The sequence below is a fragment of the Intrasporangium chromatireducens Q5-1 genome (assembly GCF_000576575.1).
Lineage (GTDB): Bacteria > Actinomycetota > Actinomycetes > Actinomycetales > Dermatophilaceae > Intrasporangium_A > Intrasporangium_A chromatireducens.
Genome location: NZ_AWQS01000040.1, coordinates 1 through 25,195, shown reverse-complemented (window position 1 = coordinate 25,195; position 25,195 = coordinate 1). Strand labels below are relative to the sequence as shown.

Below are 25,195 nucleotides of genomic sequence, written 5' to 3'. Positions count from 1 at the left end.
CCTCGCGTCCAGCGGGGTCCTGGCAGCCGACATGGAGTCCGTCTGGCTCCTGCGACCGGCCCAGGGTGCCGCCGGGGCGGTCGTCCGCGTCGTCGCGGACCCCGCCGGCGAGCCCCTCCTGCGCCCACGCACGCTACGCCACGTCCGGGCCGCCCTGCGCACCCTGCCGCAGCTGACCGAGGCACTCGCCGCGTGGGGCGGCGCCGTGCGCCCGCGCAGGGTCCTGCTCGCCGCGCCCCGGTCCTTCTGCGCCGGCGTGGTGCGCGCCATCGAGGTCGTCGACCGGGCGCTCGACCAACGCGGCGCTCCCGTCTACGTGCGCCGGCAGATCGTGCACAACAGCCACGTCGTGCGACGCCTCGAAGCGCGCGGCGCGGTGTTCGTCGACGAGCTGGCCGACGTGCCGAGCGGTGCGACGGTCGTCTTCTCCGCCCACGGCGTCGCCCCCGACGTCCGCGCCGAGGCGCGGCGACGTGGGCTCGACGTCATCGACGCGACGTGCCCCCTCGTGGCCAAGGTGCACGCCGAGGCGCGCCGCTTCGCCGACGACGGGGACACCGTGATCCTCATCGGGCACCGGGACCACGAGGAGGCGATCGGGACGATGGGTGAGCGGCCCGACTCGACCCGGCTCGTCCAGGACGCGGCCGAGGCGGCCCGCGTCGAGGTGCCGGACCCGGGCCGGGTGCGTTACCTCGTCCAGACGACGCTCGCCGCCGATGAGGTCGACGGCATCGTCGACGTCCTGCACGCGCGCTTCCCCCAGCTGCAGGCGCCGCCCTCCGACGACATCTGCTACGCCACCACCAACCGGCAGCTGGCCCTGCGCGAGGTGAGCCGGGACGCCGAGCTCGTCCTCGTCGTCGGCTCGGAGAACTCCTCGAACTCGAGGCGGCTGGTGGAGACGGCGCAACGGCTCGGCCTGCCCGCCCACCTGCTCGACGACGTCGGCGACCTCGACCTGGGGTGGCTCGCCGACGTGACGACCGTCGGGCTGACGGCCGGCGCCTCAGCACCCCAGGAGCTCGTCGACGAGATCGTCACCGCGATCGGGGGCCTCGGCCCCGTCGCGGTGACGGAGGCACGGCTCGTCGACGAGAACATCCACTTCGCCGTGCCCAAGGAGGTTCGATCGTCATGACGATGCCAGTGCGGCAGAGCATCAGGATCGCCAGCTACCTGGCGGCCCAGCGCCTGCGGGGGCGGGAGAAGTTCCCGCTCCTCGTCGAGCTGGAGCCCCTCTTCGCCTGCAACCTCAAGTGCGCCGGCTGCGGCAAGATCCAGCACCCGGCCGACGAGCTGCGCCGCCGGATGCCGGTCGAGCAGGCGCTCGAGGCCATGGAGGAGTGCGGCGCCCCCATGGTGTCCATCGCCGGCGGCGAGCCGCTCATGCACCCGGAGATCGACCGGCTCGCGAACGAGCTGGTCGCGCGCAAGAAGTTCGTCTACCTGTGCACCAATGCGCTCCTCGTCCGGAAGTGGTGGGACCGGTTCGACTTCCGGCCATCGCCCTACTTCGCCTTCACGGTGCACATCGACGGCCTGCGCGAACGGCACGACGCCTCGGTCCAGCAGGACGGCGTCTTCGACGAGGCGGTCGAGGCGGTCCGGTGGCTCAAGGACCGCGGCTTCCGGGTCACGTCCAACAGCACCTTCTTCACGACCGACAGCCCACAGTCGGTCATCGACGTGCTCAACTTCCTCAACGACGACCTCCGGGTCGACCAGATGATGATCTCGCCGGCCTACGCCTACGAGAAGGCACCGGACCAGGAGCACTTCCTCGGGGTGCAGGAGACCCACGAGCTGTTCCGCAAGGTGTTCTCCGGTGGGAACCGGAAGAAGTGGCGGCTCAACCACACCCCGCTCTTCCTCGACTTCCTCGAGGGCAAGGTCGACTTCCCATGCACGGCCTGGGGCATCCCCAGCTACTCGCTCTACGGCTGGCAGCGCCCCTGCTACCTGATGAGCGACGGCTACACGAAGACCTACCGTGAGCTCATCGAGACGACGGACTGGGACACCTACGGCCGGGGCCGCGACCCACGCTGCGCGAACTGCATGGCCCACTGCGGCTACGAGCCGACCGCGGTCCTGGCCACGATGGGCTCGCTCAAGCAGTCGCTGCGCGCGATGCGTGGCTGAGGCCGGGACTGCTCAGCCGAAGCGGGTGGCCAGCCTCAGGTAGAGCCCCGGGGCGAGCGCCCGCAGGGCGATCGGCAGGTGCAGCCAGCGTGGCACGACCACCGTGGCACGGTCGTGCAGCACCGCCTCCACGAGCCGCTCGGCGACGAGGGCGGGCGGCACCGGACGAGGGAACACCCGGTCGTACGGCGCACCCCGGCGCTCGAAGAACGGCGTGTCGACGACCCCCGGGACGACGACCGTCACCACGACCCCCCGGGAGCGGACCTCGGCGGCCAGCCCAGCGGCATACGTCATGAGGGCCGCCTTGCTGGCGGCGTAGGCCGACTCGTGGGCCACGCCGAGGACTCCCGCGATGGACCCTACGAAGACGAGGTGCCCGCGGCCGCGGGCCAGCATCGCCGGCAGGACCGCGGTGGTCAGCTCGACGGGTGCTCGCACGTTGGTCTCGAGGAGTGCGGTGAGGCCCTGCCCGGTGTCGGCGGCCGTGGCGTCGGCGACGAGGCCACGGCCGGCGTTGTGCACGAGGATGTCGGGGGGCCGGGCCGCCAACCGCTCGGCCAGCCCCGCGCGCTGCGCCGCAGCGGTGAGGTCGACCTGCAGTGCCTCTCCCCCGGTGTCGGCGGCCGCCGCCCGGAGCCGCTCCGGGTCCCGGCCCACGACGTCGACCCGGGAGCCGGCCCGCGCAAGGGCCCGCGCGGTCGCCAGCCCGATTCCCGAGGACCCGCCGGTGACGACCGACCGGGTCCCGGTCAGCCGGGTCACGACGTCTCCCGCTCGAGGCTCTCCTTGATCGCCCCCGCCATGAGGTTGGCCCGATGCGTCAGCATGACGATGCCGCCGGCCATGAGGATCAGGAGCAGGACCTCACCGGTGATGGCTCCGGCACCCGTCGTGAGCCGGTCGTCGAACCAGGCGACGCCGAGCCCGATCGACACGATCGGGTCGCCGACGGTGATGATGCCGACGGCGACCGACCCGACCACGCCCTCCTGGAACGCGTTCTGGTTGAGCAGGAACCCGATCGGGCCGATGGCCACGATCGCGTAGAGCTGCCAGGCGGTGAAGACGCCACCGACGCTGTCGATGGGCGCCGTGACGAGGGAGCGGATCAGCCCGGCCGTGACGCCGTAGAACACCGCGGTCGCGATCGCGAGCGGGATGGCCCGGTTCTCGTGGCGTGCCCGCGCCGCGATGGACAGGCAGATCACGACGACGAGGGCCAGCCCGATGCCGAGCGGGATCACCGCCACCCCGCTGATGTTCGACGAGCCGGCGCTGGGCGACGCGACGAGGAGGAACCCACTGAGGCCCGCCAGTGCGAGCACCGCGCCGAGCACGAGCATGGGGTCGACGGGCCGGTCGAAGAACACCGTGGCCCAGAGGAGGTAGAAGAGCACTCCGGTCACGAGGATCGGCTGCACGACCGCGAGCGGAGCGGCGTGCAGGGCGAGGATCTGCAGCCCGAAGCCGAGGGCCGCGCAGATCACCCCGTAGCGGAAGCCGCGGATCTGGATCAGCTCGACGAGCAGGCCGAGCCGCAGCGGGACCCGCTCGGGCACCTCGTGCGCGGCCTGGTGCTGCAGCAGGCTGGCGCCCCCGAAGCTGGCGGCCGCGGCGACGGCGGCCGGTGCCCCGATCACCCAGTCCGTGCTCACCGGAGCACCTCGTCCTCTGCCGCGCGCACGGCGCGGAGCACCGCCTCGGTGGCCGCAGGGCGGTCGACATCGCGCGCGACGAGTGCTGCGTCGAGCACGAGGGCCAGCCCGACGACCCCGCTCGACACGACCGCCCCAGCGGTGACGGGCACGCCCTCGGCGAGCGGCACGACGGGGCAGATGGACCGCACCTGTGCCCCTGCGAACCAGCGGTCGCCCCGGGCAGCGGGCATGTACGACACGATCGTCGAGAAGAACCGCCGGGTGTAGATCGTCCGGGCCGTCACGGTGCGGGCCGGGGCCGGCAGGTGCCCGAGCAGCTGCATGACGACGTGCGCGGCCTGCGGCTCGCCCCGCGCGGCCCGGGCGCGCAGCTGCGCCGTGACCCGCTCGAGCCGCTGCCGGAACCCCATCGCCCCGACGGGCAGGTCCACGGTCACGGCGGCGGTCCAGTTGCCGAAGACGCGGTCGAGGCGGGGCGCGCGCCGGGCCACGGGCACCATCGCCCGCAGCGGCCGACTGCCGTCGACGAGGCCGGCCGAGCCCAGCAGGTCGGCGAGAGCGTGGGCGACGACGGCGATGACGACCTCGTGGGCGCGACACCCCGTGGCCGCCGCGACGGCCCGGACCCGGGCCTCCTCGACGGGCGCGGTCGCGATGAGCCGGCGCGCCGTCTGCTCGCAGTCGAGGTGCGTCCAGCTGCCGAGGCTGCTCGTGGCCAGGCTCGCCAGCCCGGCCACGACGAGGCGTCCCTGCCGCACCCCGTTGCGTATGCCGCTTCGCCCGCTCACGCTCGCCCCTGTCCCGGGTGCCGGGCGGCGTTCGTCGAGGGGGTCGTCGGGCGCGGGGTCGAGCAGGCGGTCGAGCAGGCCGAGCAGGGAGATGCCGTCGCCGAGGATGTGGTGGGTCTTGACGGCGAAGACCGTGCGCCCCTCCGTCGGCGCCTGCAGCAGGCGGACGGCCCAGGGGAACCCGTCGGGAGGCAGGGGCTCGGACCAGTAGTCGTCGAGGGCGGCGTCCATGCCGTGCTCCGCCTCGGCCGCCGTGACGTGGGTGGCGAGATCGGCCGTCCCCGACAGGTCCCACCCGAGCCGTCCGTCGTCGACGAGCCGCCGGCGCAGGATCGGCAGGCCGTGCACCCGCGGTCCGACGGTGCGCTGGGCGTCTGCGAGGGTCAGCCGCCCGCCGGCGACGGGGTCGAGCTCGAGGACCGCGCCGACCTCCTGGACGCGCAGCGGCCGGTCCGCGTGGAGGAAGAACGCGTCGGATGGCCGCACGCGCCATCTGCGACCACCCCCCGTGCGTGGCGTGGAGGTGGCAACCTGCCGCAGGCTCTCCTCCGTGGTGCCCCGGCTGGCCACCTGGTGGGCGCGCTCGGCCACCTCCCGCAGCGCACCCGGGTCCCGGAGCACGCTGTGGACGTAGGCGGTGAGCTGGTCCTCGTCGGCACACAGCTCCGCGAGACCGCTCACGACGAGCAGGTCGGCGTTGGCCTCGCCGTGCGCCGCGATGGGACGGAACATCACGAGGGGTCGGCCGGAGGCGATGGCCTCCAGCGCGATGGCGCCACCGGCGTTGCTGAGCACGAGGTCGGCGGCCCTGACCAAGGCTGGCATCTGGTCGGTCCAGCCGATGGCGCGCAGGCGCCGCTCCGGCAGCCCGAGGGCCTGCAGCCGGGCCCTGGTGTCCTCGTTGCGACCACAGGCCGCCACCACCTGGACCCGCTCCGAGGCGTCGAGCAGCGTGCGCACGGTCCGGACGACGTCACCGAACGCGTAGGCCCCACAGGACACCACTGCGACGAGGGCGTCGGCCGCCAGGCCCAGCGACTGCCGCGCCGCCCGCCGCGGACCGGGGTGGAAGTCCCGTTGCACGGGCAGGGCACACACGTCGACGACCGCGTCCGGGTCGCAGGCCCGGGCATGTGGCAGGGCGGCCGCGTGGACGACGTAGTTGAGGCCGAGGGCGCCGTGGATCCAGAAGGGATGCGGGGCGATGTCGGAGACGTAGGCGGCCGTCGGCCGGTCCAAGCCTCGGTGCGCGTGCAGCCAGGCGAGCCCGGAGCTGGCCAGCGGATAGGTCGAGACGACCAGGTCGGGGTCGAAGCGGTCGATCCGCTCGACGAGGCGGCGGCCGCTCCAGCTGCCCGTGAAGCGCTTCGACGCGCGCGCGAACCACGCGTGCCGCCACAGCTGGGCGTAGAAGAACTCGTAGAGCCACGGCGTGTGCTCGACGTTCCCGACGTAGATCCGCCGGAAGAGCCGCCCGACGCCCGGGCCCATGACGTCGAGGGTGTCCAGCCGCTCGATCTCGACGCCGGGCCACACCGCGGTCGCTGCCTGCTCCAGGGCGGCGGCGGTCGCCTCGTGGCCGCCGCCCATGTCAGCGGACACGACGAGCAGCCGCTGGGGGCCGCCATACCCGGGTGCGACCGTCAGGACCATCGCCTACACCGCCTCGTGCCGACGTCCTTCTCAGGGTAACGCCCGCGTGCTGCCTCCCCTCGAACCGGCGTTGGGCCGCAGTCGGCTCAGGTGTGCACCGCGGGCGGCACCCGCAGCGCCCAGAAGGCGACGGCCGACGCGGCCGCGACGTTGAGCGAGTCGACGCCTCCGGCCATGGGAATCCGCAGCGTCACGTCGGCGGCCGCCACGGTGCGAGGCGAGAGCCCGTCGCCCTCCGTGCCCAGGACGAGCGCGAGCCGCTCCGGTGGTCGTCGCTCCAGCTCGTCGAGCGAGACCGAGTCAGTGGCGAGCGCCAGGGCGGCGACCGTGAAGCCGGCGCGCTGCAGGGCGCCGACACCGTCGGGCCACGGGTCGATCCTGGTCCACGGCACCTGGAAGACCGTGCCCATCGAGACGCGGATCGACCGGCGGTAGAGAGGATCGGCACAGCGCGGGGTGACGAGGACGGCGTCGATTGCCAGCGCGGCAGCGCTGCGGAAGATCGCCCCGACATTCGTGTGGTCGACGATGTCCTCGAGGACGGCGACCCGGCGGGCCGACCGGAGGAGGTCCGCGACCTGCGGCAGGACCGGGCGCTGCATGGCGGCGAGCGCTCCCCGGTGCAGGTGGAAGCCGGTCAGCTGCTCGATGATGTCGTGCTCCCCGACGTAGACGGGGAGCCCCTGTCGCTCGGCCGCGGCCACGACGTCGGCGAGGTCGGTGAGCCAGCGCTCGGCCATGAGGAAGGACCGCGGCTGGTGGCCGGCCCGAAGGGCGCGACGGATGACCTTCTCGCTCTCGGCGATGTAGAGACCCCGCTCGGGCTCGGTCCGGCGTCGCAGGGCGACATCGGTGAGGGCGACGTAGTCGGTCAGCCGGGGGTCGGTCGGGTCGGTGACGCGGACGGGCACGGCCCTCAGGCTAGTTGCCCGGGTCCGCGGCTCCGTGGCCACCCGTCCAACCGGTGGTGCGAGAGGCCCTCGTCAGGGGAACCAGACCAGCTTGACGATGGCGACCACGCCGATCAGCACGATGATCGCGCGGAGCAGGTTCGGCGGGATCCGTCGGCCCACGCGGGCCCCGATGATGCCCCCGACGAACGCCCCGGCGGCGATCAATGCGGCCACGAGCCAGTCGATGTGGTCGCGGGCGAAGAGGACGAAGACGACGGCGGCCACGAAGTTGACGATGAGGGACAGGACGTTCTTGTAGCCGTTGAGGCGCTGGAGCGGCTCGCTCGACAGGACGCTGAAGATGCCCATGAGCAGCACGCCCTGGGCGGCGCCGAAGTACCCGCCGTACATGCCCGCGACGAGAACGCCCAGCCCCATGAGGGGGGCGTGCCAGCGCGGCTGGGCAGCGTCGTCGTGCGGCCGCACCAGCCCCTGGATGCGCGGCCCGAGCACGACGAGGACGATGCCGAGCAGGATCAGGACCGGGACGATGGTCTTGAAGGCGGCGGGCGGCAGCACGAGCAGCAGCGCTGCCCCGGCGACCGCCCCGACGAAGGAGAGCGGCATGAGCCGGCGCAGCGTCGGTGCCTGTCCGGTCAGCTCGTGCCGATACCCCCACGAGCCGGTCACCCCACCGGCGACGAGGCCGAGGCTGTTGGAGACGTTGGCGACGAGCGGGTTGACGCCGAAGAAGAGCAGCGTGGGAAACGTGATGAGGGTGCCCGAGCCGACGATCGTGTTGATGATGCCGGCCCCGGTCCCGGCAAGGGCGACGGCAATGGCGGACCAGAAGGACACCCGGTCACCCTAGTGCCGGGTGACCGGGTGTGCGTCTGCCGTCTCAGCGCGTCGTGTCGTTCCCATCCGTGGGCGGCCCCGGCGGGTCGGCCAGGGCCGGCGGGGCGGCGAGCTCCGGAGCATCCGTGACCGCCGGACCGTTCGGGACCGCCGGGTCGCCCGTCAGCGAGGGAGCCGGGGCGCTCGGCCGTGGCGGCACCTGGTCGGCCGGCGCCGTGATCGGGGGCTGCTGCCGGCTCACCGGCGAGGCGTGCTCCGTCGACTCGGCACTGGCCTGCGCCGCCTGGCCGCGGGCCTCGGCGAGGGCCTTGGCCGGGTCTTCGAGGATCGTCTCGGCGAACGTGTCGTCGTCGGGGACCCCGGCGTCGACCCAGTCCTCCTCGTCGGAGGCCCCGGTCTGCTGGCCGGTGGCTCCGAGGGCGCCGCCGATGCCGCGCAGGGCATCGGTCAGCTCGGACGGGATGATCCACATCTTGTTGCTGTCGCCCCGCGCGATCTGCGGCAGCACCTGGAGGTACTGGTAGGCGAGCAGCTTCTGGGTCGGCTTGCCGCGGTGGATGGCCGAGAAGACCTGCTGGATGGCCCGGGACTGGCCCTGTGCCTCGAGGATCCGGGCCTGGGCCGAGCCCTCGGCACGCAGGATCTGGCTCTGCTTCTCGCCCTCGGCGGTGAGGATGGCCGACTGCTTGACGCCCTCGGCGGTGAGGATCGCCGCGCGCCGGTCCCGCTCGGCCCGCATCTGCTTCTCCATGGAGTCCTGCACCGAGGCGGGCGGGTCGATGGCCTTCAGCTCGACCCGGTTGACGCGGATGCCCCACTTGCCGGTGGCCTCGTCGAGGACGCCCCGGAGCTGGCCGTTGATCTGGTCCCGGCTGGTCAGGGTCTGCTCGAGGTCGAGGGAGCCGATGACGTTGCGCAGGGTCGTGACCGTGAGCTGCTCGATGCCCTGGATGAAGTTGGCGATCTCGTAGACCGCGGCCTTGGCGTCGATGACGGAGTAGTAGATGACCGTGTCGATGCTGACGACGAGGTTGTCCGAGGTGATGACCGGCTGCGGCGGGAAGCTGACGACCTGCTCACGCAGGTCGATGTTGGCGCGCACCTTGTCCACGAACGGCACGAGGAAGTGGATCCCCGCCGTGAGCGTCTTGTTGAAGCTGCCGAGGCGTTCGACGATCTGGGCGGTCTGCTGCGGCACGATCCGCACGGTGCGCAGCACGATGATGAGCGCCACCACGATGACGAGCAACGCGATGATCAGAACTGGGTCCACGATCCTGCCCTTCCCTGTCGTAGGCGCGGCACCCGGGCCGGGGCGCGCCGTCTGTCACAGCGAACCAGTCGGTTCGCGGCTGTCGGTGTGATCAGGCACCGCCGATCTGCGCCCGGCTGACGATCGCGGTCGCCCCGTCGATGGACTCGACGACGACCTCCTCGCCCGGCTCGATGCTCGAGCCGAGGGTGCGGGCGCTCCAGGTCTCCCCGGCGAGCTTGACCCGTCCCCCCGACTGGGTCACCCGGTCGAGCACGTAGGCGGAGCGCCCGATGTTGGCCTCGGCCCCCATCTTCTGGTGCTGCTCGATGGTGAAGCGGCCCTTCAGCCAGGGTCGGACGGTCGCGAGGAGGACCACCGCCACGAGTGCGCCGACGACGGCCTGGACGGCGAACGGCGCACCGAACGCCGCCGCCACCGAGCCGCCGATCGCGCCGCCGGCCAGCATCAGGAAGGTGAAGTCGACGGTCACGGCCTCGATGGCGACGAGCGCCAGGGCGACGCCGAGCCAGACCATCCAGCCATGCCCCTCGAACACGGTTCACCCATCCTTGTGTTGTGTGCCTCGTCGCTGTGACGTCTCTGATTCTGCCTCAGTTCCCTCCGGGCACCGGCGACCTCGGCGTGGCCCTCACACCCGCGCGCCGACCCGGCGGCGCGCGGCCCAGCGGTCGCCCCGGCGCTCCAGCTCGAGCGGCAGGCCGAACGTTGCGGACAGGTTCTCCTCGGTGAGGGTGAGCTCGAGCGGGCCGGCCGCCACGGCGCGCCCCTCACGGAGCATCAGCACGTCGGTGAACCCGGGCGGAATCTCCTCGACGTGGTGGGTCACCAGGACGAGGGCCGGCGCCTCGGTGTCGGACGCGAGCTCCCCGAGCCGCTGCACGAGGTCCTCCCGGCCGCCGAGGTCGAGCCCGGCAGCGGGCTCGTCGAGCAGCATGAGCTCCGGGTCGGTCATGAGGGCCCGGGCGATCTGCACCCGCTTGCGCTCCCCCTCGCTCAGCGTCCCGTAGCGGCGGTCGGCGAGGTGGTCCGCCCCGAGGGAGTGCAACAAGGTCATGGCCCGGGCGTAGTCGACGTCGTCGTAGTGCTCACGCCACCGGCCGACGATCCCGTAGGACGCCGTGACGACGACGTTGCCCACGATCTCCGCGGCCGGGATCCGCTCCGCCATCGACGCGCTCGCCAGACCGATCCGTGGACGCAGCTCGAAGACGTCGACGGCGCCGAGGACCTCGCCGAGGACGCCGGCAACGCCGCTCGTCGGGTGCATGCGGGCGGCAGCGATCGCCAGCAGGGTCGTCTTGCCCGCGCCGTTGGGCCCCAGGACCACCCACCGCTCGCCCTCCTCGACCTCCCAGTCGATCCCGTCCAGCAGGGTCGCGGCGCCGCGACGGACCGTGACATCGGCGAAGGCGAGGACATCGCTCATGACAGCGACCCTATGACACGGCCACCGGGGCGGCCCGGCGGCACACCATACGATGACGAGGTGCCCGAGCTGCCCGCGTCCGTCCGCCTCGCACTGTGGACGACGCTGGCGTGGACGGGTCGCCTTTCCGTGGCGGCGGCGGTGGCGCGGTCCTTCCCCGGTGTCGACCACGTGACCGGCCTGGAGCCGACCCTGCGGGCCTGGGGCGACGTCGGGGAGCGGGCCCTGTTCGTGGCGCTCCCCCGGCCGGGCGACCTGACCGGCCTCCCACGCTGCACCCCGGCCGTCGCCGGGCATGCCGCGGAGGCCGGCGAGTGTGTCCACGTGGCGGGGGTCGGCGGGATCCTCGTGCCCACCCAGTCCGAGTTCGGTCCCCTGGGCGACACCGGCCTGCGCATGGACTGGACGGTGTATGACGCCGAGCCGGCGCCCCGGCACCGGCTGGAGATGCTCGACCTGCGCGAGACGGAGCGCCGACTGCTCGAGGACATGCGCATGAAGACCGAGCAGTTCGAGGCGGCCGGCGGCCACCCCTGGGACCGGCAGGCCCGGGCAGAGGCAGAGAGCGGGCTGCACCACACCCTGTGGGGCCTGCCCGAGCAGGTCGCCCCGAAGGCGCTGCATGTCATGGCCGTCGCGGCCACCGTCGGGCAGCTGGCCGAGCGGGCCCGGTCACTGACGGGCCTGGGGGCGCACGGCGCCGACGCGACGACGAGCGCCCGACGCGAGCAGCTGCTCCGCTCGCTCAGCGCCGATGCGGACGCGGCGCTGGCTCAGGCGACCAACGTGGCCGTCATGGCGCTGGCGGGGTGGCGCCCCGCCTGAGACGCGCCTGCGTCGGCCGGCGCTCCCGCAGCCGGCGCACCGCTCGCCACGTGCGCCACAGGCCCCAAGCGAGCAGGAGGAGTGCCACGACGACGAGCACCGGCAGGAAGATCGCGATCAGGCTCAGCCCGACCGACGCACCGTCCTCGACGGTCGACACGACCGGGCCCCCGATCCCCAGGGTGCCGACGTTGACGACGGGCCGGGCCGCGGTCTTGCCGGTGTGGACGAGGCCGGACACGACGACGCCGAGGACGACGCCGACCCAGGGGTGGTCCGCCATCCACGCGGACCGGTCGAGCTGGTCGGCCGCCGACGTCGCGGCGAACACGAGCCCGCCCATGCTGGGCCGGATGAAGCTCTGGATCGCGTCGTTGACGGTGTCGACGGCCGGCACCTTGTCGAGGACGACCTCGGCGAGCAGGAGCATGGCGCCGATGCCGATCGCCCACCAGCTCTCGATCCACGCGAACCCGGCCGGCAGCGTCAGGACGTCCGTGAACCGTGCGAGGAGCGCGACGACGAGGAACGGGATGTAGGCGTTGAGGCCGGCTGCGGCCGACAGCCCCATCCCGGTCAGGGCGGCGATCATGCCGACGACCCGGCCACGGAGCGGTAGACCTCGAGGGTCCGCTCCGCGACGGCGGTCCACGAGAACGCCTCGACGGCCCGCGTGCGACCCGCTGTCCCCAGCTCCCGCGCCCGGGCGGGGTCCGAGACCGCCTCGGCGAGTGCGGCTGCGAGGTCCGCCACGAAGGCGTCGGGGTCCACGGGGGTGCCCGTGCCGTCCTGGACCTGCTCGATCGGCACCAGCCAGCCCGTCTCGCCGTCGACGACGACCTCCGGGATCCCGCCGGTGGCCGTGGCCACGACCGGCAGCTCGCACGCCATCGCCTCGAGGTTGACGATGCCCAACGGCTCGTAGACCGAGGGGCAGGCGAACACCGTGCCGTGGCTGAGCAGGGCGACGACCTCGGCGCGAGGCAGCATGTCGCTGATCCAGTGCACCCCGGAGCGGCTCACGCGCAGCTCGTCGATGAGCCCCTCGACCTCGGCCTTGATCTCGGGGGTGTCGGGGGCCCCGGCGCAGAACACCAGCTGCACGTCCGGGTCCAGGTCGCGGACGGCCCGCAACAGGTAGGGCAGGCCCTTCTGCCGGGTGATCCGACCGACGAAGACGACGGTCCGTGCGTCCGGGTCGATGCCCCGCTGCGCCACCAGGGCGCGCGCGGCCGGCGAGCGGTCCGGCGCCCACAACCCGGAGTCGATCCCGTTGTGCACGATGTGCAGCCGCTGGGGGTCCAGGCTGGGATAGCTGCGGAGGATGTCGGTGCGCATACCGGCACTGACCGCGATGACCGCAGCGGCCGACTCGTACGCGGTGCGCTCGACGAAGGAGGACACCCGGTAGCCGCCGCCGAGCTGCTCGGCCTTCCACGGCCGCATCGGCTCAAGGGAGTGTGCGGTCACGACGTGGGGGATGCCGCCGAGGAGTGAGGCGAGGTGGCCGCCGAAGTTCGCGTACCACGTGTGCGAGTGGACGACGTCGGCACCGACGCAGTCCCCGGCCATCGTCAGGTCCACCCCGAGGGTCTGCACGGCGCCGTTCGCGTCGACCAGCTCGGGCAGGTCCGGGTAGGCGGTCGTGCCGGCTTCGTCCCGCGGGCCACCGAAGCAGCGCACCCGGACGTCCAGGTCACCGCGGGACCGCAGTGCCCGGACCAGCTCGGCGACGTGCACGCCGGCTCCGCCGTAGATGGCCGGCGGGTACTCCTTGCTGAGAATGTCGACGCGCACGGACCGAGCGTATCCGCGCGTCCCCCTTCGCGCCGGGCTTGGACGCGTCGCGCCCCGAGGGAAAGCCGGGGCCCTAGTGTGTGTGCATGGCACGCCGAAGCCCGTCGTCCGCGAAGGTCCTCGCCATCGTCCTCGCCGGAGGTGAGGGCAAGCGGCTCATGCCGCTCACCGCCGACCGCGCCAAGCCGGCGGTCCCGTTCGGCGGGATCTACCGGCTCATCGACTTCGCCCTGTCCAACGTCGTCAACTCCGGCTACCTGCAGGTCGTCGTGCTGACGCAGTACAAGTCGCACAGCCTCGACACGCACGTGACGAAGACGTGGCGCATGTCGACGCTGCTCGGCAACTACGTCACGACCGTCCCGGCCCAGCAGCGGGTCGGCAAGACGTGGTATCTCGGCAGCGCCGACGCGATCTACCAGAGCCTCAACCTCGTCCACGACGCGCGGCCCGACTACATCGTCGTGGTGGGGGCCGACCACGTCTACCGGATGGACTTCAGCCAGATGGTCGAGCAGCACATCGAGTCGGGTCGCGGGGTGACGGTCGCGGCCATCCGGCAGCCGATCTCGCTGGCCAACCAGTTCGGTGTCATCGAGGTGGACCAGGCGGACCGCACCCGGATCGCGGCCTTCCTGGAGAAGCCGGAGCACCCGCAGGGCCTGCCCGACAGCCCCGGCGAGGTCCTCGCCTCCATGGGCAACTACGTCTTCACCGCCGAGGCCCTCGAGGAGGCCGTGATCCGCGACCACGACCTCGAGGGCAGCAAGCACGACATGGGTGGCGACATCGTCCCCGCCTTCGTCGCGCGGGGCGACGCGGGCGTCTACGACTTCAAGGACAACGACGTGCCGGGCGCCACCGAGCGCGACCGAGGCTACTGGCGCGACGTCGGGACCCTTGACTCCTACTACGAGGCGCACATGGACCTCGTCTCGATCCACCCGATCTTCAACCTCTACAACTACGAGTGGCCGATCTACACCCAGCACACCCCGTGGCCCCCGGCCAAGTTCGTCCACGGCAGCGGTGACCGCATCGGGGACGCCCTCAACTCGGCGGTCTCCCCCGGCGTCGTCGTCTCCGGCGCGCACGTCTACGCCTCGGTGCTCTCCCCACTCGTCCGGCTCCACTCGTACTCGAGCGTGCAGGGCTCGGTCCTGCTCGACAACGTCGTGGTGGGCCGGCACGCACAGATCCGCCGGGCCATCATCGACAAGAACGCCGTCATCCCGGAGGGTGCGCAGATCGGCCTCGACCACGACCACGACCGGGAGCGCGGCTTCACGGTCACCGACTCGGGTGTCGTCGTCATCGGCAAGGGCCAGGTCGTCACGCCCTGACGACCACGGCCGCATCGCGGAAGCGGTCGCGGGCAGCCGGGGGCGGCTGGCTAGATTGGCTGCGTGAGCGACGCGAACGAGCCGACCCTCAGCATCACCGTGACCGGCCCGGACCGTCCCGGCGTGACGGGCGGCCTGCTCAGCGCGGTCGCCGAGGTCGGCGCCGAGGTGCTCGACATCCAGCAGGTCGTCGTCCACGACCACCTCACCCTCACCCTGCTGCTCGCGCCCCACCGGCCGGGCGTGACCACGGACGGGCAGGACCTCGTCGAGCGTCTCCGGGACGTCGCGGCGGTGGCCGCGCACCGGCTGGGCCTGACCCTGACCGTCACGGAGGGCACCGGCGACAATGCCCGCCCGCACCACGGCCGAGCCGCAGTCGTCGTCCTCGGTGCACCGCTCCAGGCCCGGGCCGTGTCCCTCGTGACCCAGCAGATCGCCGAGCACGGCGCCAACATCGACCGGATCCGCCGGTTGTCCCGCTATCCGGTCACGACGGTCGAGTTCGCCGTGTCGGGTGCCGAGGTTGACGTCCTGCGCACCGAGCTCGCCCTCGTCGCGACCGCCGAGGGCATCGACATCGCCGTCGCCCCGGGTGGTCTGGCCCGGCTGGGGCGGCGGCTCGTCGTCCTGGACGTCGACTCGACGCTCATCCAGCAGGAGGTCATCGAGATGCTCGCGGCCCACTGCGGCCGCGAGGCAGAGGTCGCCGAGGTCACCGCGCGCGCGATGGCCGGCGAGCTCGACTTCGAGCAGTCGCTCCGCGCCCGGGTCGCGACCCTCGCGGGCCTACCGGCATCGGTCCTCGAGGAGGTGCGGCGCGACATCGCCCTGACCCCCGGCGCCCGCACACTCGTCCGCACCCTGCGCCGGCTCGGCTTCACCGTGGGCCTCGTGTCCGGCGGCTTCATCGAGATCGTCGGCGGCCTCGCCGCGGAGCTCGGCATCCACCACGCCCGCGCGAACCGCCTCGAGATCGTCGACGGTGTCCTGACCGGACGGGTCCTCGGCGAGGTCGTCGACCGGGCCGGCAAGGCTCGGGCCCTGCGGGAGTTCGCCGACCTCGAGGGGCTGCCCCTGAGCCGGACCGTCGCGATCGGCGACGGTGCGAACGACCTCGACATGCTGGCCACCGCCGGCCTCGGCGTCGCCTTCAACGCCAAGCCGCTCGTCCGGGAGCAGGCCCACACGTCGGTGAACGTGCCCTACCTCGACTCGGTCCTGTTCCTGCTCGGCATCTCCCGCGAGGAGATCGAGGAGGCAGACGCGATGGACGGCGCCCCGACGTCGGCTCCCGAGGTGCGGCTCACCCGGCAGCGCTGAGCGCCGGCGCCCACGGCCGGTCGGGCCTACTGGCCCATCGCGTGCACGCCGCCGTCGACGTGGACGATCTCGCCCGTCGTCGCCGGGAACCAGTCGGACAGCAGTGCGGCACACGCACGCGCCGCCGGCACCGCGTCGCGGATGTCCCAGCCGAGCGGCGCCCGGTCATGCCACGTCTGCTCGAACTGCTCGAAGCCGGGGATCGACTTGGCGGCCGTGGTGCGGATCGGCCCGGCGGAGACGAGGTTGCACCGGATGCCCTTGGGCCCGAGGTCGCGCGCGAGGTAGCGGTTCGTCGACTCGAACGCCGCCTTCGCGACGCCCATCCAGTCGTAGACCGGCCAGGCGAACTGCGCGTCGAACGTCAGCCCCACGATGCTGCCGCCGTGCCCCATCACCGGCAGCGCCGCGGCCGCCAGCGACTTGAGGCTGTAGGCCGACACGTGCAGGGCCGTCGAGACGTCCTCCCACGTGCCCTCGAGGAAGTTGAACGCGCCCGGGGGCGCGAAGCCGATCGAGTGGAGCACCCCGTCGAGCCGGTCGACCTGCTGGCCGAGCCGTTCGGCGAGGGAGTCGAGGTGGCCCTGGTCGCTGACGTCCAGCTCGAGCACCTCGGGCGTGCTCGGCAGCCGCTTGGCGATCGTCTGCGTGATCTTCATCGTCCGCCCGAACGACGTCAGGACGACCTCGGCGCCTTCCTCCTGCGCGATCTTCGCGACGTGGAACGCGATGGAGCTGTCCATGAGGACGCCCGTCACGAGGAGCTTCTTGCCTTCGAGGATTCCCATGCCTGTCACTTTCTCCGTGCGGAAGGTGCGCTGCAAGCGCGTGCGGGGTGAGCGGCATACGACATGGGTCGTATGCCGCTGAGCCGGCTCAGTGCCCCATGCCGAGTCCCCCGTCGACGGGGATGACCGCGCCACTGACGTAGGCGGCGGCGTCGCTCGCGAGGTAGCGGACCACGTCGGCCACCTCCTCCGTGCGGCCGAAGCGACCGGCCGGGATGCTGGCCAGGTAGGCCTTCTGCTGGGCCTCGGGCAGGGCCGCGGTCATGTCGGTCTCGATGAAGCCGGGCGCGACGACGTTCGCCGTGATGCCCCGGCCCCCGAGCTCGCGGGTGATCGAGCGGGCGAGGCCGACCAGACCCGACTTGGAGGCGGCGTAGTTCGTCTGGCCGGGCGAGCCGTAGAGGCCGACGACGCTCGAGATGAAGATGATCCGCCCGTGCCGGCGGCGGATCATGCCGGTGGCCGCGCGGCGGGCGCAGCGGAAGGCGCCGGCGAGGTTCGTGTCGAGGACGGTGTCGAAGTCCTCGTCGCTCATTCGCATCAGGAGGGTGTCGCGGGTGATGCCCGCGTTGGCGACGAGCACCTCGACGGGGCCGCCGAGCAGCTCCTCGGCGTCCGTGAAGGCCTGGTCGACGGAGGCGCTGTCCGTGACCTCGCACCGGACCGCGCGGAGCCCCTCGGGAGCCTCACCGGAGCGGTTCGTGATGACGACGTTGTCGCCGCCCGCGGCGAAGGCACGGGCGATGGCCAGGCCGATCCCCCGGTTGCCCCCGGTCACGAGGACGTTGCGCTGCGCTGTCGATGCCACCCTGTCTCCCAATCCCGCTCGGTGATGCCGCTGCGGGAACGCTAACGGACTACCGGCCGGTATGCGTGATCCGCCGAGGCTTATGGTTGATGGGTGGGACATTCGAAGGAGCCACCGGTCGTCCACACCGTGACCTCGGCCCAGACCTCGAGCACGGACGACCAGTCGGCACGGGTGAAGCGGTACCTCACGATGATGGGGTTGCGCATCGTCTGCTTCGGCGTCGTCTTCATCACGACTGGCTGGCTGCGGTGGGTCGCGATCATCGGGGCCGTCGCGCTGCCCTACTTCGCCGTCGTCGTCGCGAACGCCGTCCGGCCCCGAGAGGTCGGCCGGATCACCCCCGTGTCCCCGGAGCCCGACCGGACGAAACGGCTGGAGCAGTGACGGACGGTCAGGGGGCCCGGCCGGACCAGATGGTCTGCAGCGCCAAGGGCTGCCGCGAGCCCGCCCAGCAGGCCGTCGTCTGGAACAACCCCAAGCTGCACACGGCCGACCGCCGCAAGGTGTGGCTCGCCTGCGACGCGCACCGCCAGTCGCTCGCCGACTTCGTGGGGCTGCGCGGCTTCCTCATCGAGGTGATCCCCGTCGGGGAGCTCACCGCCGCCGACGGCTGACCCCTCCTCACCGATCGAGAGCACGATCCCACCATCGAGAGCGCCTATCAATGCGGTGCTCCCCCGGGTCCTCACGCGTGCCGTCGGCTCGCTCTCCTCGGGGCTCCGGGCCTCCCTCGCTGGCGCTCGGTCGTGTCCTCACCCCGTCGTCGCGCAAGCGGGCTCAACCACCAAGTTCTCTTTGGCGGTTGAGCCGAATCGGCGCTCCGGGCCTCGCTCGTTCCTCGCTCGTGTCCTCACGCCTTGGCTCAACCACCAATGGCGCTCATCGGGCGGTCCGGCTGCACGAAGTCCGGGTCGCCGATGCCGTGGCCCCGGCGCTTGCGCCACATCTCGCCCCTGATGAGGTCGAGCAGCTCGTCATCCGTGGCGCCGTCGCGCAGCGGTGTGCGGAGGTCGGTCTCGGTGCGGGAGAACAGGCAGTTGCGCACCTGGCCGTCTGCCGTGAGGCGGGTCCGGTCGCAGGCGGCGCAGAAGGGCGCCGTCACGCTGGCGATGATGCCGACCGTCGCCGGGCCACCGTCGACGAGGAACCGCTCCGCCGGCGCGCTGCCTCGCGCCTCGGCGGGCAGCGGTGTGAGGGTGTGCCGCTCGGACAGCCGGGCCCGGATCTCGTCGGCGGTGATCATGTCGCGGCGGTCCCAGGCATGCTGGGCATCCAGCGGCATCTGCTCGATGAAGCGCAGCTCGTAACCGCGGTCCAGGCACCAGTCGAGCACGTCCGCGACCGTCTCGTCGTTGATGCCGCGCATGGCGACCGCGTTGACCTTGACCGGGGTGAGGCCCGCGTCGGCGGCCGCCTTGAGCCCGGCCTCGACGTCGCTGAGCCGGTCGCGTCGGGTCAGCTGCGTGAACGTCTCGGCGTCGATCGTGTCGAGGCTGACGTTGACCCGGTCGAGGCCCGCGTCCGCGAGGCCCTGGGCCACCCGGGCAAGGCCGACGCCGTTGGTCGTCATCGCGATGCGGGGACGCGGCTCGAGCGCCGCTATGCCGGCGACGAGCTGCACGATCGAGCGCCGCAGGAGGGGCTCGCCACCGGTGAGGCGCACCTGCGTGACGCCGTCGCGCACGAAGACCCCGATGACCCGCAGCATCTCCTCGTCCGTCAGCATCTCGGCCTTCGGCATCCACGGCAGGCCCTCTGCGGGCATGCAGTAGGTGCAGCGCAGGTTGCAGCGGTCCGTCACGGAGACGCGGAGGTCCCGGGCCACCCGGCCGAACTGGTCGACGAGACCGGGCGGGCGGTTGAGCGGCAGGGGCGGGCGGGTCATGCGGCCCACTCTATGCCGGGTACCGTCGAGGGGTGCTTCGCCTGTGGTTGACCCGCCGTTGGCTGGTCGGCACCCTCATCGCCATCGTGTTCGGGATGGCGTGCTTCGCCCTCGGCCGCTGGCAGTGGGGTCGCTACGTCGACAAGCAGACCAAGGCCACTGCCATCGCGACGAACTACGACGCGGCACCGGTTCCGCTCACGCCCACCCTGCTCGATCGTGGCCTGACCCCCGAGCGCCAGTGGACCCGGGTCACCACGACAGGCACGTATGCCGCTCACGCCGACCTGCTCGTCCGCAACCGCACGCTCGACACCGTCCCCGGGTTCGAGGTGCTGACGCCGTTCACGATGGACGCCGGCACGATCCTCGTCGACCGCGGCTGGGTGCCCAACGCGGAGACCGCAGCAGCGGCACCCCCCGTCGACCCGCCGCCCACCGGACCGGTCCAGGTCACCGGTTGGCTGCGCACGGGAGAGCCGTCGCTCGGCCGCGAGCTGCCGTCGGGCCAGCTCGCGAGCATCAACATCGCCGACGCTCGCGCCCAGCGACCGGCTGTGGGGGCCTCGGACGTCTACCTCGTCCTCGGCTCCCAGACGCCGCCGACCACGGACTCCGGCCATCGGGTCGCCCCGCTCCCCCGGCCGACCCAGGACCTGGGGCCGCACCAGGCCTACGCGATCCAGTGGTGGATCACCATGCCTGCGGGCCTCGTGTTCGTCGTCTGGGCGATGCGCCGGGAGCTGCTTGCCCGCACCGAGGAGGGCGAGGCGGCTCCGGTCGCCGTCAAGCCGAAGAAGGTCCGGATCTGGGACGAGGAGGACTACTGAGCCGCGAGCGGCTCGGTAGTGGTCCCGTCCAGGGCGGCATGCTCCCGCCCGTTGCGCGACCCACCGAACTGCGTCGCGTGCAGGTGGGCGTAGAGGCCGCCGAGCCCGAGCAGCGCCTCGTGCCGGCCGGTCTCGACGACCCGGCCGTCGTCCACGACGACGATCCGGTCGGCCTGCCGGATCGTGGAGAGCCGGTGCGCGATGACGAGCGAGGTGCGGCCGCGCAGGGCGGCGTCGAGGGCCCGCTGCACCGCCCGCTCCGACTCGGAGTCGAGGTGCGCCGTCGCCTCGTCGAGCACGACGATGTCGGGCGCCTTGAGCAGCAGCCGGGCGATGGCGAGCCGCTGCTTCTCACCGCCGCTCAGCCGGTGGCCGCGGTCACCGACGACGGTGTCGAGGCCCTCGGGCAGGTCGTCGACGAGGTGGGCGATCTGGGCCGCCTCGAGCGCCTCCCGCACCTGCCCCGGCGTCGCGTCGGGCCGGGCGTAGAGCAGGTTCGCGCGGATGGTGTCGTGGAAGAGGTGCGCCTCCTGGGTCACCACGCCGATGCGGTCCCGCAGGGACGCCATGGTGACGTCGCGCAGGTCGATCCCGCCGATCCGGACGCTGCCGGACGTGGGGTCGTAGAGGCGGGCGACGAGCGAGGTGAGGGTCGTCTTGCCCGCACCCGACGGGCCGACGAGCGCCACGAGCTGTCCCGGCTCGACGGTGAGCGAGACGTCGTGCAGGACCGTCCCGCCGGCGCGCCGGTCCCCCGTCGAGATCGACTCGAGGGAGGCGAGCGAGACCTCGTCGGCCGACGGGTAGCGGAAGGTGACGTCGTCGAGCTCGACCCCTAGGGGCCCGCTCGGCAGCGTCCGGGCGCCGGGACGCTCCGCGACGAGCGGCTGCAGGTCGAGCACCTCGAAGACGCGCTCGAAGGAGATGAGTGCCGTCATGATGTCGACGCGCACGTTCGACAGCGAGGTCAGCGGGCCGTAGAGGCGGGCGAGGAGCGCGGCGAGGGCGAGCAGCGTACCGACCGTAAGGGTGCCCCCGACGGCCATCAGGCCCCCGAACCCGTAGACCATCGCGGTGGCGAGTGCCGCGATGAACGTCATCCCGGCCATGAAGAAGGACCGGTTCAGGGCGATCTCCACCCCGATGTCGCGCACCTTGCCGGCGCGCTCCGAGTACTCCGCCTGCTCGCGCGCCGGGTCGCCGAAGAGCCGCACGAGCAGCGCGCCGGCGACGTTGAAGCGTTCCGTCATCCGCGTGCCCATGTCGGCGTTGAGGCCCATCTGCCGGTGCGAGAGGCTCGCGAGGCGGCGGCCCATGTACTTGGCGGGCAGCAGGAAGAGGGGCACGAGCAGCAGCGCACCGAGGGTGAGCTGCCAGGACAGCGCGATCATCGCGCCGACGACGAGCACGACCGAGACGAGGTTGCTCACGACGTTGGACAGCACCGAGGTGAAGGCCTGCTGGGCGCCGATGACGTCGTTGTTGAGCCGGGAGACGAGCGAGCCGGTCTGGGTGCGGGTGAAGAAGGCGATCGGCTGTCGCAGGACGTGCCCGAACACCTCTCCGCGGAGGTCGTTGATGAGGCCCTCACCGATGCGCGCCGAGTACCAGCGCGACACGACGGTCAGGACGGCATCGAGCACCGCGATCGCCGCGACGACGACGGCGAGCCGGACCACGAGGGAAGAGTCGTGCGGGATGACGCCCTTGTCGATGATCTCCTTGAGCAGGAGCGGCACCGCGACGACGAGGACCGCGTCGAGGACGACCACCCCGAGGAAGGCGATGATCGCGTTGCGGTAGGGCTTGGCGTAGCCCAGCACCCGGCGCCGCGTCCCGGGCGCGAGGTGCGCGTCCTTGACCGACTGGTCGCGCGACAGCGAGCGCATCATCATCCACGGTGAGCCGGCCATTCGGTCCCCTTTCGTCGTCCACCTCTGTAACCGCGGCGACCACATGGCGATTCCCGCCCATGCCTGAGCGAGCCGGCGCACCGGCCCGGTCCAGCAAGGGGTCAGCTGGGCGCCGCGCCGCGCTGGTCGGCGTCGAGGGCCTGCCGCAGGTGGTCGGCGTAGTCGCCGTAGCTCGCCACGACCGCGTCGAGGTCGACCATGGCCGGCACATCGATGACCGGCTGCCGCTCGGCGAGGAACGTCGCGGTGTATCGGGCCACCTGCTCTTCGTCCGCACCGGTGAGGCCGAGTTCCTCGAGCACCTCCGGATAGATGAAGAACTCGGACTCCACTCGCTCCCCGTCCTTCGCGAGCACCACGAGGAACTCGTGGTCGCCAAGCCCCGTCACCTGCAGTTCCGTGTCCATCTGCCCGGCCTCCTCCTTCGACTATGCGCGCTCCCTGAGCGCCCCGCAACGCAGGTGACGCCGGGCGCACCCGCGCCGGTAGCCTGCCCCCATGGCGCACCCTCACCTGCTCGTCGAGACGGACGGTCCAGTCCGAACGATCACACTCAACAACCCCGAGCGCCTCAACGCCCAGACGCCCTCGCTGTGGGCTGCCCTCGCAGAGGAAGCCGAGGAGCTGCCGGCCGACATCAGGGTCGTCGTCCTCAAGGGTGCCGGCGACTCCTTCTCCGCGGGCATCGACACGGCCCTCTTCACGCCGCAGGGCCTGCCCGGGGAACAGAGCGTCGCGCAGCTGGCAATGGCAGGCGCCGACGCGATCGAGGAGGGCATCGCAAACTTCCAGCGCGGCTTCACCGGCTGGTCGGCCGTCTCCGCCGTCGTGGTCGCCCAGGTGCGCGGCTACGCCATCGGCGCTGGCCTCCAGCTGGCCCTCGCGGCCGACCTGCGTGTTGTCGCGGAGGACGCCCAACTGGCGATGCGCGAGACGAGCCACGGCATCGTCCCGGACCTCGGCGGGACGAAGCCGCTCGTCGACGCCGTCGGCTACGCCCGCGCCCTCGAGATCTGCGCGACGGGCCGCTTCGTCTCCGGGCCCGAGGCTGGTGCCATGGGCCTGGCCAACGTCGTCGTACCCTCCGTCGGCCTCGAGGAGGCGACCCGGCGCCTCGTCGACAGCCTCCTCTCCGCGCCGGACGCGGCGCTCCGCGCGCTCAAACCGCTCCTCCACGGCGCGGCAGGGGCATCACTCGAGGAGCAGGCCGCACGGGAGCGGGCAGCGCAGGCGCCGCTCCTGCTCGGGCAGGTGGCCGCGGCCCGCGCCTCCTCCGTCGGGTGAGCGCTTCGCCCCATCCGTCCCACCGCTGCTGGGACGGCATACGTGTTCCGTATGCCGCTCACCGGCCACCCGCTCGCACCTAACCGCCGACACCCCGTCGAGTGAGCCCCCGCCCCCTGGAGTCCCACCGCCCACCTGGGGTGGCGTCACGCCTCCCACTATGGGTGCCCCACACCGCCGCCTGTCGACCGCTCGCAGCCCGGCATGTCAGGGTATGCGACATGGCGATATCGAACAGGTCACTGCGGTGGTCCACCGAGATCCGAGCCGGCGCAGCATGTGGTCGATAACGCCTGATTCCGGGGACTGTCCGTTGAACGGTGTTTCTGGCTCGACACGCCGACAGGGTCGGCGAGGAAGGCTGGTCACCGATGACCGAGGCAGTATCCAAGGGCATGAGTTCCATGCCCAAGCAAGCGGTGAAGGCCGCAAAGCCTGGTGAGGCTGAGCGGGCTGCGGTGCGTGAGCTGGTCAAGGCCGCCCGCGCCAGGGGTGAGGACCTGACCGGCCCGGACGGGCTGCTCAAGTCGATCACCAAGACGGTGCTCGAGTCGGCTCTGGAAGAGGAGATGACCGAGCACCTGGGCCACGAGAAGCACGGCAGCCCGGTCGAGGGCGGCGGCAACATCCGCAACGGCACGCGCCCGAAGACGGTCCTGACCGACGCCGCCGGGGAGGTGACCATCGAGGTGCCGCGGGACCGGGCCGGTACCTTCGCCCCGGTCATCGTCAAGAAGCGGCAGCGGCGGCTGAACGACGTCGACGCGGTCGCAATCTCGTTGTACGCCAAAGGATTGACGACCGGTGAGATCTCGGCGCACTTCGCCGAGGTGTACGGCGCGTCCATCAGCAAGGACACCATCAGCCGGATCACCGACGCCGTCGTCGAGCAGATGCAGGCCTGGTCATCGCGGCCGCTGCAGGGCGTGTACGCGGCGATCTTCATCGACGCGATCTACGTCAAGGTCCGTGACGGGCAGGTCGGCAACCAGCCGTTCTACGTCGCGATCGGGGTCGACCTGACCGGGCACCGGGACGTGCTCGGCCTGTGGGCCGGGCAGGTCGGCGGCGAGTCGGCGAAGTTCTGGATGAACGTCCTCACGGACCTGAAGAACCGGGGCGTGCGGGACGTGTTCTTCGTCGTCTGCGATGGCCTCAAGGGCCTGCCGGATGCGGTCACCACGGTGTTCCCGGCCGCGATCGTGCAGGCGTGCGTGATCCACCTGATCCGGGCCACGCTGCGCTACGCCTCCCGCAAGTACTGGGACCAGCTCGCGCGGGACCTGAAGGCGATCTACACGGCGCCCACCGCCCAGGCGGCCTGGGCCGCGTTCGAGGAGCTCGAGGAGAAGTGGGGCAAGCCCTACCCGGCCATTCCCAAGCTGTGGCGGGCGGCGTGGGAGGAGTTCACCCCATTCTTGGCCTACGACGTCGAGATCAGGCGAGTTCTCTTCTCTACCAACGCAATCGAGAGCCTTAACGCTCGCTATAGGCGCGCCGTGGGCGCTCGTGGGCACTTCCCGACCGAGCAGGCCGCGCTCAAGTGTCTCTACCTGGTCACCCGGGGGCTGGACCCCAAGGGCCTCGGGCAGGCACGATGGATCACACGGTGGAAGCCGGCACTGAACGCGTTCGCCGTCACCTTCGCCGACCGCATGCCGGCGGCGGAGAACCTCTAGGAAATCAAGTGCCAGAA

The 25,195-nt window shown here is 72.0% G+C and carries 25 protein-coding genes; 10 read left to right on the top strand and 15 right to left on the bottom strand.

The features are described 5' to 3' along the window. Both ispH and hpnH read left to right on the top strand, forming a co-directional pair. Positions 1-1,141 (top strand): 4-hydroxy-3-methylbut-2-enyl diphosphate reductase (ispH, locus tag N864_RS07325; RefSeq protein ID WP_034715158.1); only part of this gene is annotated, 1,141 nt, incomplete at its 5' end. Beyond that, positions 1,138-2,145, top strand: a complete 1,008-nt coding sequence (gene hpnH, locus N864_RS07320) for an adenosyl-hopene transferase HpnH (protein WP_034715135.1) — start codon at positions 1,138-1,140, stop codon at positions 2,143-2,145. The genes ispH and hpnH, both read left to right, overlap by 4 nt. Positions 2,146-2,157: 12 nt before the next feature. Here hpnH and N864_RS07315 read toward each other — a convergent pair whose 3' ends face one another. The 8 genes from N864_RS07315 to N864_RS07280 form a co-directional block, all read right to left on the bottom strand. Next, positions 2,158-2,910, bottom strand: a complete 753-nt coding sequence (locus N864_RS07315; protein ID WP_205620887.1) for an SDR family NAD(P)-dependent oxidoreductase — start codon at positions 2,908-2,910, stop codon at positions 2,158-2,160. Further along, on the bottom strand, positions 2,907-3,803 hold the full coding sequence (locus tag N864_RS07310; protein ID WP_034715133.1) for a DMT family transporter: 897 nt from the start codon (positions 3,801-3,803) through the stop codon (positions 2,907-2,909). Before N864_RS07310 ends, N864_RS07315 begins: the two co-directional genes overlap by 4 nt. Continuing rightward, complete coding sequence (locus N864_RS07305) at positions 3,800-6,247, bottom strand: glycosyltransferase (protein WP_051518307.1); 2,448 nt, start codon at positions 6,245-6,247, stop codon at positions 3,800-3,802. Before N864_RS07305 ends, N864_RS07310 begins: the two co-directional genes overlap by 4 nt. Before the next feature lie 86 nt (positions 6,248-6,333). Then, on the bottom strand, positions 6,334-7,158 hold the full coding sequence (locus N864_RS07300; protein ID WP_034715132.1) for a TrmH family RNA methyltransferase: 825 nt from the start codon (positions 7,156-7,158) through the stop codon (positions 6,334-6,336). Between the two features lie 72 nt (positions 7,159-7,230). Next, complete coding sequence (locus N864_RS07295) at positions 7,231-7,998, bottom strand: sulfite exporter TauE/SafE family protein (protein WP_034715130.1); 768 nt, start codon at positions 7,996-7,998, stop codon at positions 7,231-7,233. A gap of 43 nt (positions 7,999-8,041) precedes the next feature. Next, positions 8,042-9,271 carry an SPFH domain-containing protein gene (locus N864_RS07290; protein ID WP_081793497.1) on the bottom strand — a complete coding sequence of 410 codons (1,230 nt, stop codon included), beginning with the start codon at positions 9,269-9,271 and terminating at the stop codon, positions 8,042-8,044. Between the two features lie 91 nt (positions 9,272-9,362). Further along, positions 9,363-9,809, bottom strand: a complete 447-nt coding sequence (locus N864_RS07285) for an NfeD family protein (RefSeq protein WP_240474247.1) — start codon at positions 9,807-9,809, stop codon at positions 9,363-9,365. A gap of 93 nt (positions 9,810-9,902) precedes the next feature. Continuing rightward, on the bottom strand, positions 9,903-10,700 hold the full coding sequence (locus N864_RS07280; protein ID WP_034715127.1) for an ABC transporter ATP-binding protein: 798 nt from the start codon (positions 10,698-10,700) through the stop codon (positions 9,903-9,905). 60 nt (positions 10,701-10,760) lie between these two features. Here N864_RS07280 and N864_RS07275 point away from each other — a divergent pair, with 60 nt between their 5' ends. Continuing rightward, the gene (locus N864_RS07275) at positions 10,761-11,525 is read left to right on the top strand and encodes a hypothetical protein (RefSeq protein WP_034715126.1); all 765 of its coding nucleotides are present in this window, start codon (positions 10,761-10,763) and stop codon (positions 11,523-11,525) included. On the opposite strand, the gene N864_RS07270 is transcribed toward N864_RS07275, so the two are convergent. Together N864_RS07270 and glgA are read right to left on the bottom strand one after the other, a co-directional pair. After that, complete coding sequence (locus tag N864_RS07270) at positions 11,494-12,117, bottom strand: DUF4126 domain-containing protein (RefSeq protein WP_034715122.1); 624 nt, start codon at positions 12,115-12,117, stop codon at positions 11,494-11,496. The genes N864_RS07275 and N864_RS07270 overlap by 32 nt on opposite strands. After that, entirely contained in the window at positions 12,114-13,322 is a 1,209-nt protein-coding gene (gene glgA, locus N864_RS07265) for a glycogen synthase (RefSeq protein ID WP_034715119.1), read from the bottom strand. Before glgA ends, N864_RS07270 begins: the two co-directional genes overlap by 4 nt. Positions 13,323-13,408: 86 nt before the next feature. Between glgA and glgC the strand changes: the two genes are divergently transcribed. Both glgC and serB read left to right on the top strand, forming a co-directional pair. Beyond that, positions 13,409-14,665 carry a glucose-1-phosphate adenylyltransferase gene (glgC, locus tag N864_RS07260; protein ID WP_034715117.1) on the top strand — a complete coding sequence of 419 codons (1,257 nt, stop codon included), beginning with the start codon at positions 13,409-13,411 and terminating at the stop codon, positions 14,663-14,665. A gap of 63 nt (positions 14,666-14,728) precedes the next feature. Beyond that, positions 14,729-15,988 carry a phosphoserine phosphatase SerB gene (gene serB / locus N864_RS07255; protein ID WP_034715113.1) on the top strand — a complete coding sequence of 420 codons (1,260 nt, stop codon included), beginning with the start codon at positions 14,729-14,731 and terminating at the stop codon, positions 15,986-15,988. A 26-nt stretch (positions 15,989-16,014) separates the two neighbouring features. On the opposite strand, the gene fabI is transcribed toward serB, so the two are convergent. Continuing rightward, positions 16,015-16,776, bottom strand: coding sequence for an enoyl-ACP reductase FabI (gene fabI, locus N864_RS07250; protein ID WP_034715111.1), 762 nt, complete (start codon positions 16,774-16,776; stop codon positions 16,015-16,017). A gap of 88 nt (positions 16,777-16,864) precedes the next feature. Further along, a complete protein-coding gene (gene fabG, locus N864_RS07245) occupies positions 16,865-17,584 on the bottom strand; it encodes a beta-ketoacyl-ACP reductase (RefSeq protein ID WP_034715108.1) in 720 nt (239 codons plus the stop codon). Between the two features lie 93 nt (positions 17,585-17,677). Here fabG and N864_RS07240 point away from each other — a divergent pair, with 93 nt between their 5' ends. Together N864_RS07240 and N864_RS07235 are read left to right on the top strand one after the other, a co-directional pair. After that, positions 17,678-17,971 (top strand): DUF3099 domain-containing protein, encoded by a 294-nt coding sequence (locus N864_RS07240; RefSeq protein ID WP_034715106.1) that lies wholly within the window; start codon positions 17,678-17,680, stop codon positions 17,969-17,971. A gap of 29 nt (positions 17,972-18,000) precedes the next feature. Further along, complete coding sequence (locus N864_RS07235) at positions 18,001-18,201, top strand: hypothetical protein (protein WP_051518308.1); 201 nt, start codon at positions 18,001-18,003, stop codon at positions 18,199-18,201. Between the two features lie 248 nt (positions 18,202-18,449). On the opposite strand, the gene moaA is transcribed toward N864_RS07235, so the two are convergent. Beyond that, positions 18,450-19,472: a GTP 3',8-cyclase MoaA gene (moaA, locus tag N864_RS07230; RefSeq protein ID WP_051518306.1), complete on the bottom strand. Its 1,023-nt coding sequence runs from the start codon at positions 19,470-19,472 to the stop codon at positions 18,450-18,452. Positions 19,473-19,504: 32 nt separating this feature from the next. On the opposite strand from moaA, the gene N864_RS07225 reads away from it, so the two are divergent. Further along, positions 19,505-20,302, top strand: coding sequence for an SURF1 family cytochrome oxidase biogenesis protein (locus tag N864_RS07225; RefSeq protein WP_034715100.1), 798 nt, complete (start codon positions 19,505-19,507; stop codon positions 20,300-20,302). On the opposite strand, the gene N864_RS07220 is transcribed toward N864_RS07225, so the two are convergent. Then, entirely contained in the window at positions 20,296-22,215 is a 1,920-nt protein-coding gene (locus N864_RS07220) for an ABC transporter ATP-binding protein (RefSeq protein WP_051518305.1), read from the bottom strand. The two genes, N864_RS07225 and N864_RS07220, sit on opposite strands and share 7 nt — an antisense overlap. Before the next feature lie 101 nt (positions 22,216-22,316). Then, positions 22,317-22,622: a hypothetical protein gene (locus tag N864_RS07215; RefSeq protein ID WP_034715098.1), complete on the bottom strand. Its 306-nt coding sequence runs from the start codon at positions 22,620-22,622 to the stop codon at positions 22,317-22,319. 91 nt (positions 22,623-22,713) lie between these two features. Here N864_RS07215 and N864_RS07210 point away from each other — a divergent pair, with 91 nt between their 5' ends. Together N864_RS07210 and N864_RS07205 are read left to right on the top strand one after the other, a co-directional pair. Then, on the top strand, positions 22,714-23,499 hold the full coding sequence (locus N864_RS07210) for an enoyl-CoA hydratase/isomerase family protein (protein WP_051518304.1): 786 nt from the start codon (positions 22,714-22,716) through the stop codon (positions 23,497-23,499). 404 nt (positions 23,500-23,903) lie between these two features. Continuing rightward, positions 23,904-25,178, top strand: coding sequence for an IS256 family transposase (locus tag N864_RS07205; protein WP_169735959.1), 1,275 nt, complete (start codon positions 23,904-23,906; stop codon positions 25,176-25,178). Positions 25,179-25,195: the final 17 nt, after the last annotated feature.

Excerpts from the sequence above, each read along its gene's own strand:
- hpnH (WP_034715135.1), top strand. The coding sequence starts at position 1,138 with ATGACGATGCCAGTGCGGCAGAGCATCAGGATCGCCAGCTACCTGGCG.
- N864_RS07305 (WP_051518307.1), bottom strand. The coding sequence starts at position 6,247 with ATGGTCCTGACGGTCGCACCCGGGTATGGCGGCCCCCAGCGGCTGCTC.
- N864_RS07280 (WP_034715127.1), bottom strand. The coding sequence starts at position 10,700 with ATGAGCGATGTCCTCGCCTTCGCCGATGTCACGGTCCGTCGCGGCGCC.
- N864_RS07270 (WP_034715122.1), bottom strand. The coding sequence starts at position 12,117 with ATGATCGCCGCCCTGACCGGGATGGGGCTGTCGGCCGCAGCCGGCCTC.
- glgC (WP_034715117.1), top strand. The coding sequence starts at position 13,409 with ATGGCACGCCGAAGCCCGTCGTCCGCGAAGGTCCTCGCCATCGTCCTC.
- fabI (WP_034715111.1), bottom strand. The coding sequence starts at position 16,776 with ATGGGAATCCTCGAAGGCAAGAAGCTCCTCGTGACGGGCGTCCTCATG.
- N864_RS07235 (WP_051518308.1), top strand. The coding sequence starts at position 18,001 with ATGGTCTGCAGCGCCAAGGGCTGCCGCGAGCCCGCCCAGCAGGCCGTC.
- moaA (WP_051518306.1), bottom strand. The coding sequence starts at position 19,472 with ATGACCCGCCCGCCCCTGCCGCTCAACCGCCCGCCCGGTCTCGTCGAC.
- N864_RS07220 (WP_051518305.1), bottom strand. The coding sequence starts at position 22,215 with ATGGCCGGCTCACCGTGGATGATGATGCGCTCGCTGTCGCGCGACCAG.
- N864_RS07215 (WP_034715098.1), bottom strand. The coding sequence starts at position 22,622 with ATGGACACGGAACTGCAGGTGACGGGGCTTGGCGACCACGAGTTCCTC.
- N864_RS07210 (WP_051518304.1), top strand. The coding sequence starts at position 22,714 with ATGGCGCACCCTCACCTGCTCGTCGAGACGGACGGTCCAGTCCGAACG.
- N864_RS07205 (WP_169735959.1), top strand. The coding sequence starts at position 23,904 with ATGCCCAAGCAAGCGGTGAAGGCCGCAAAGCCTGGTGAGGCTGAGCGG.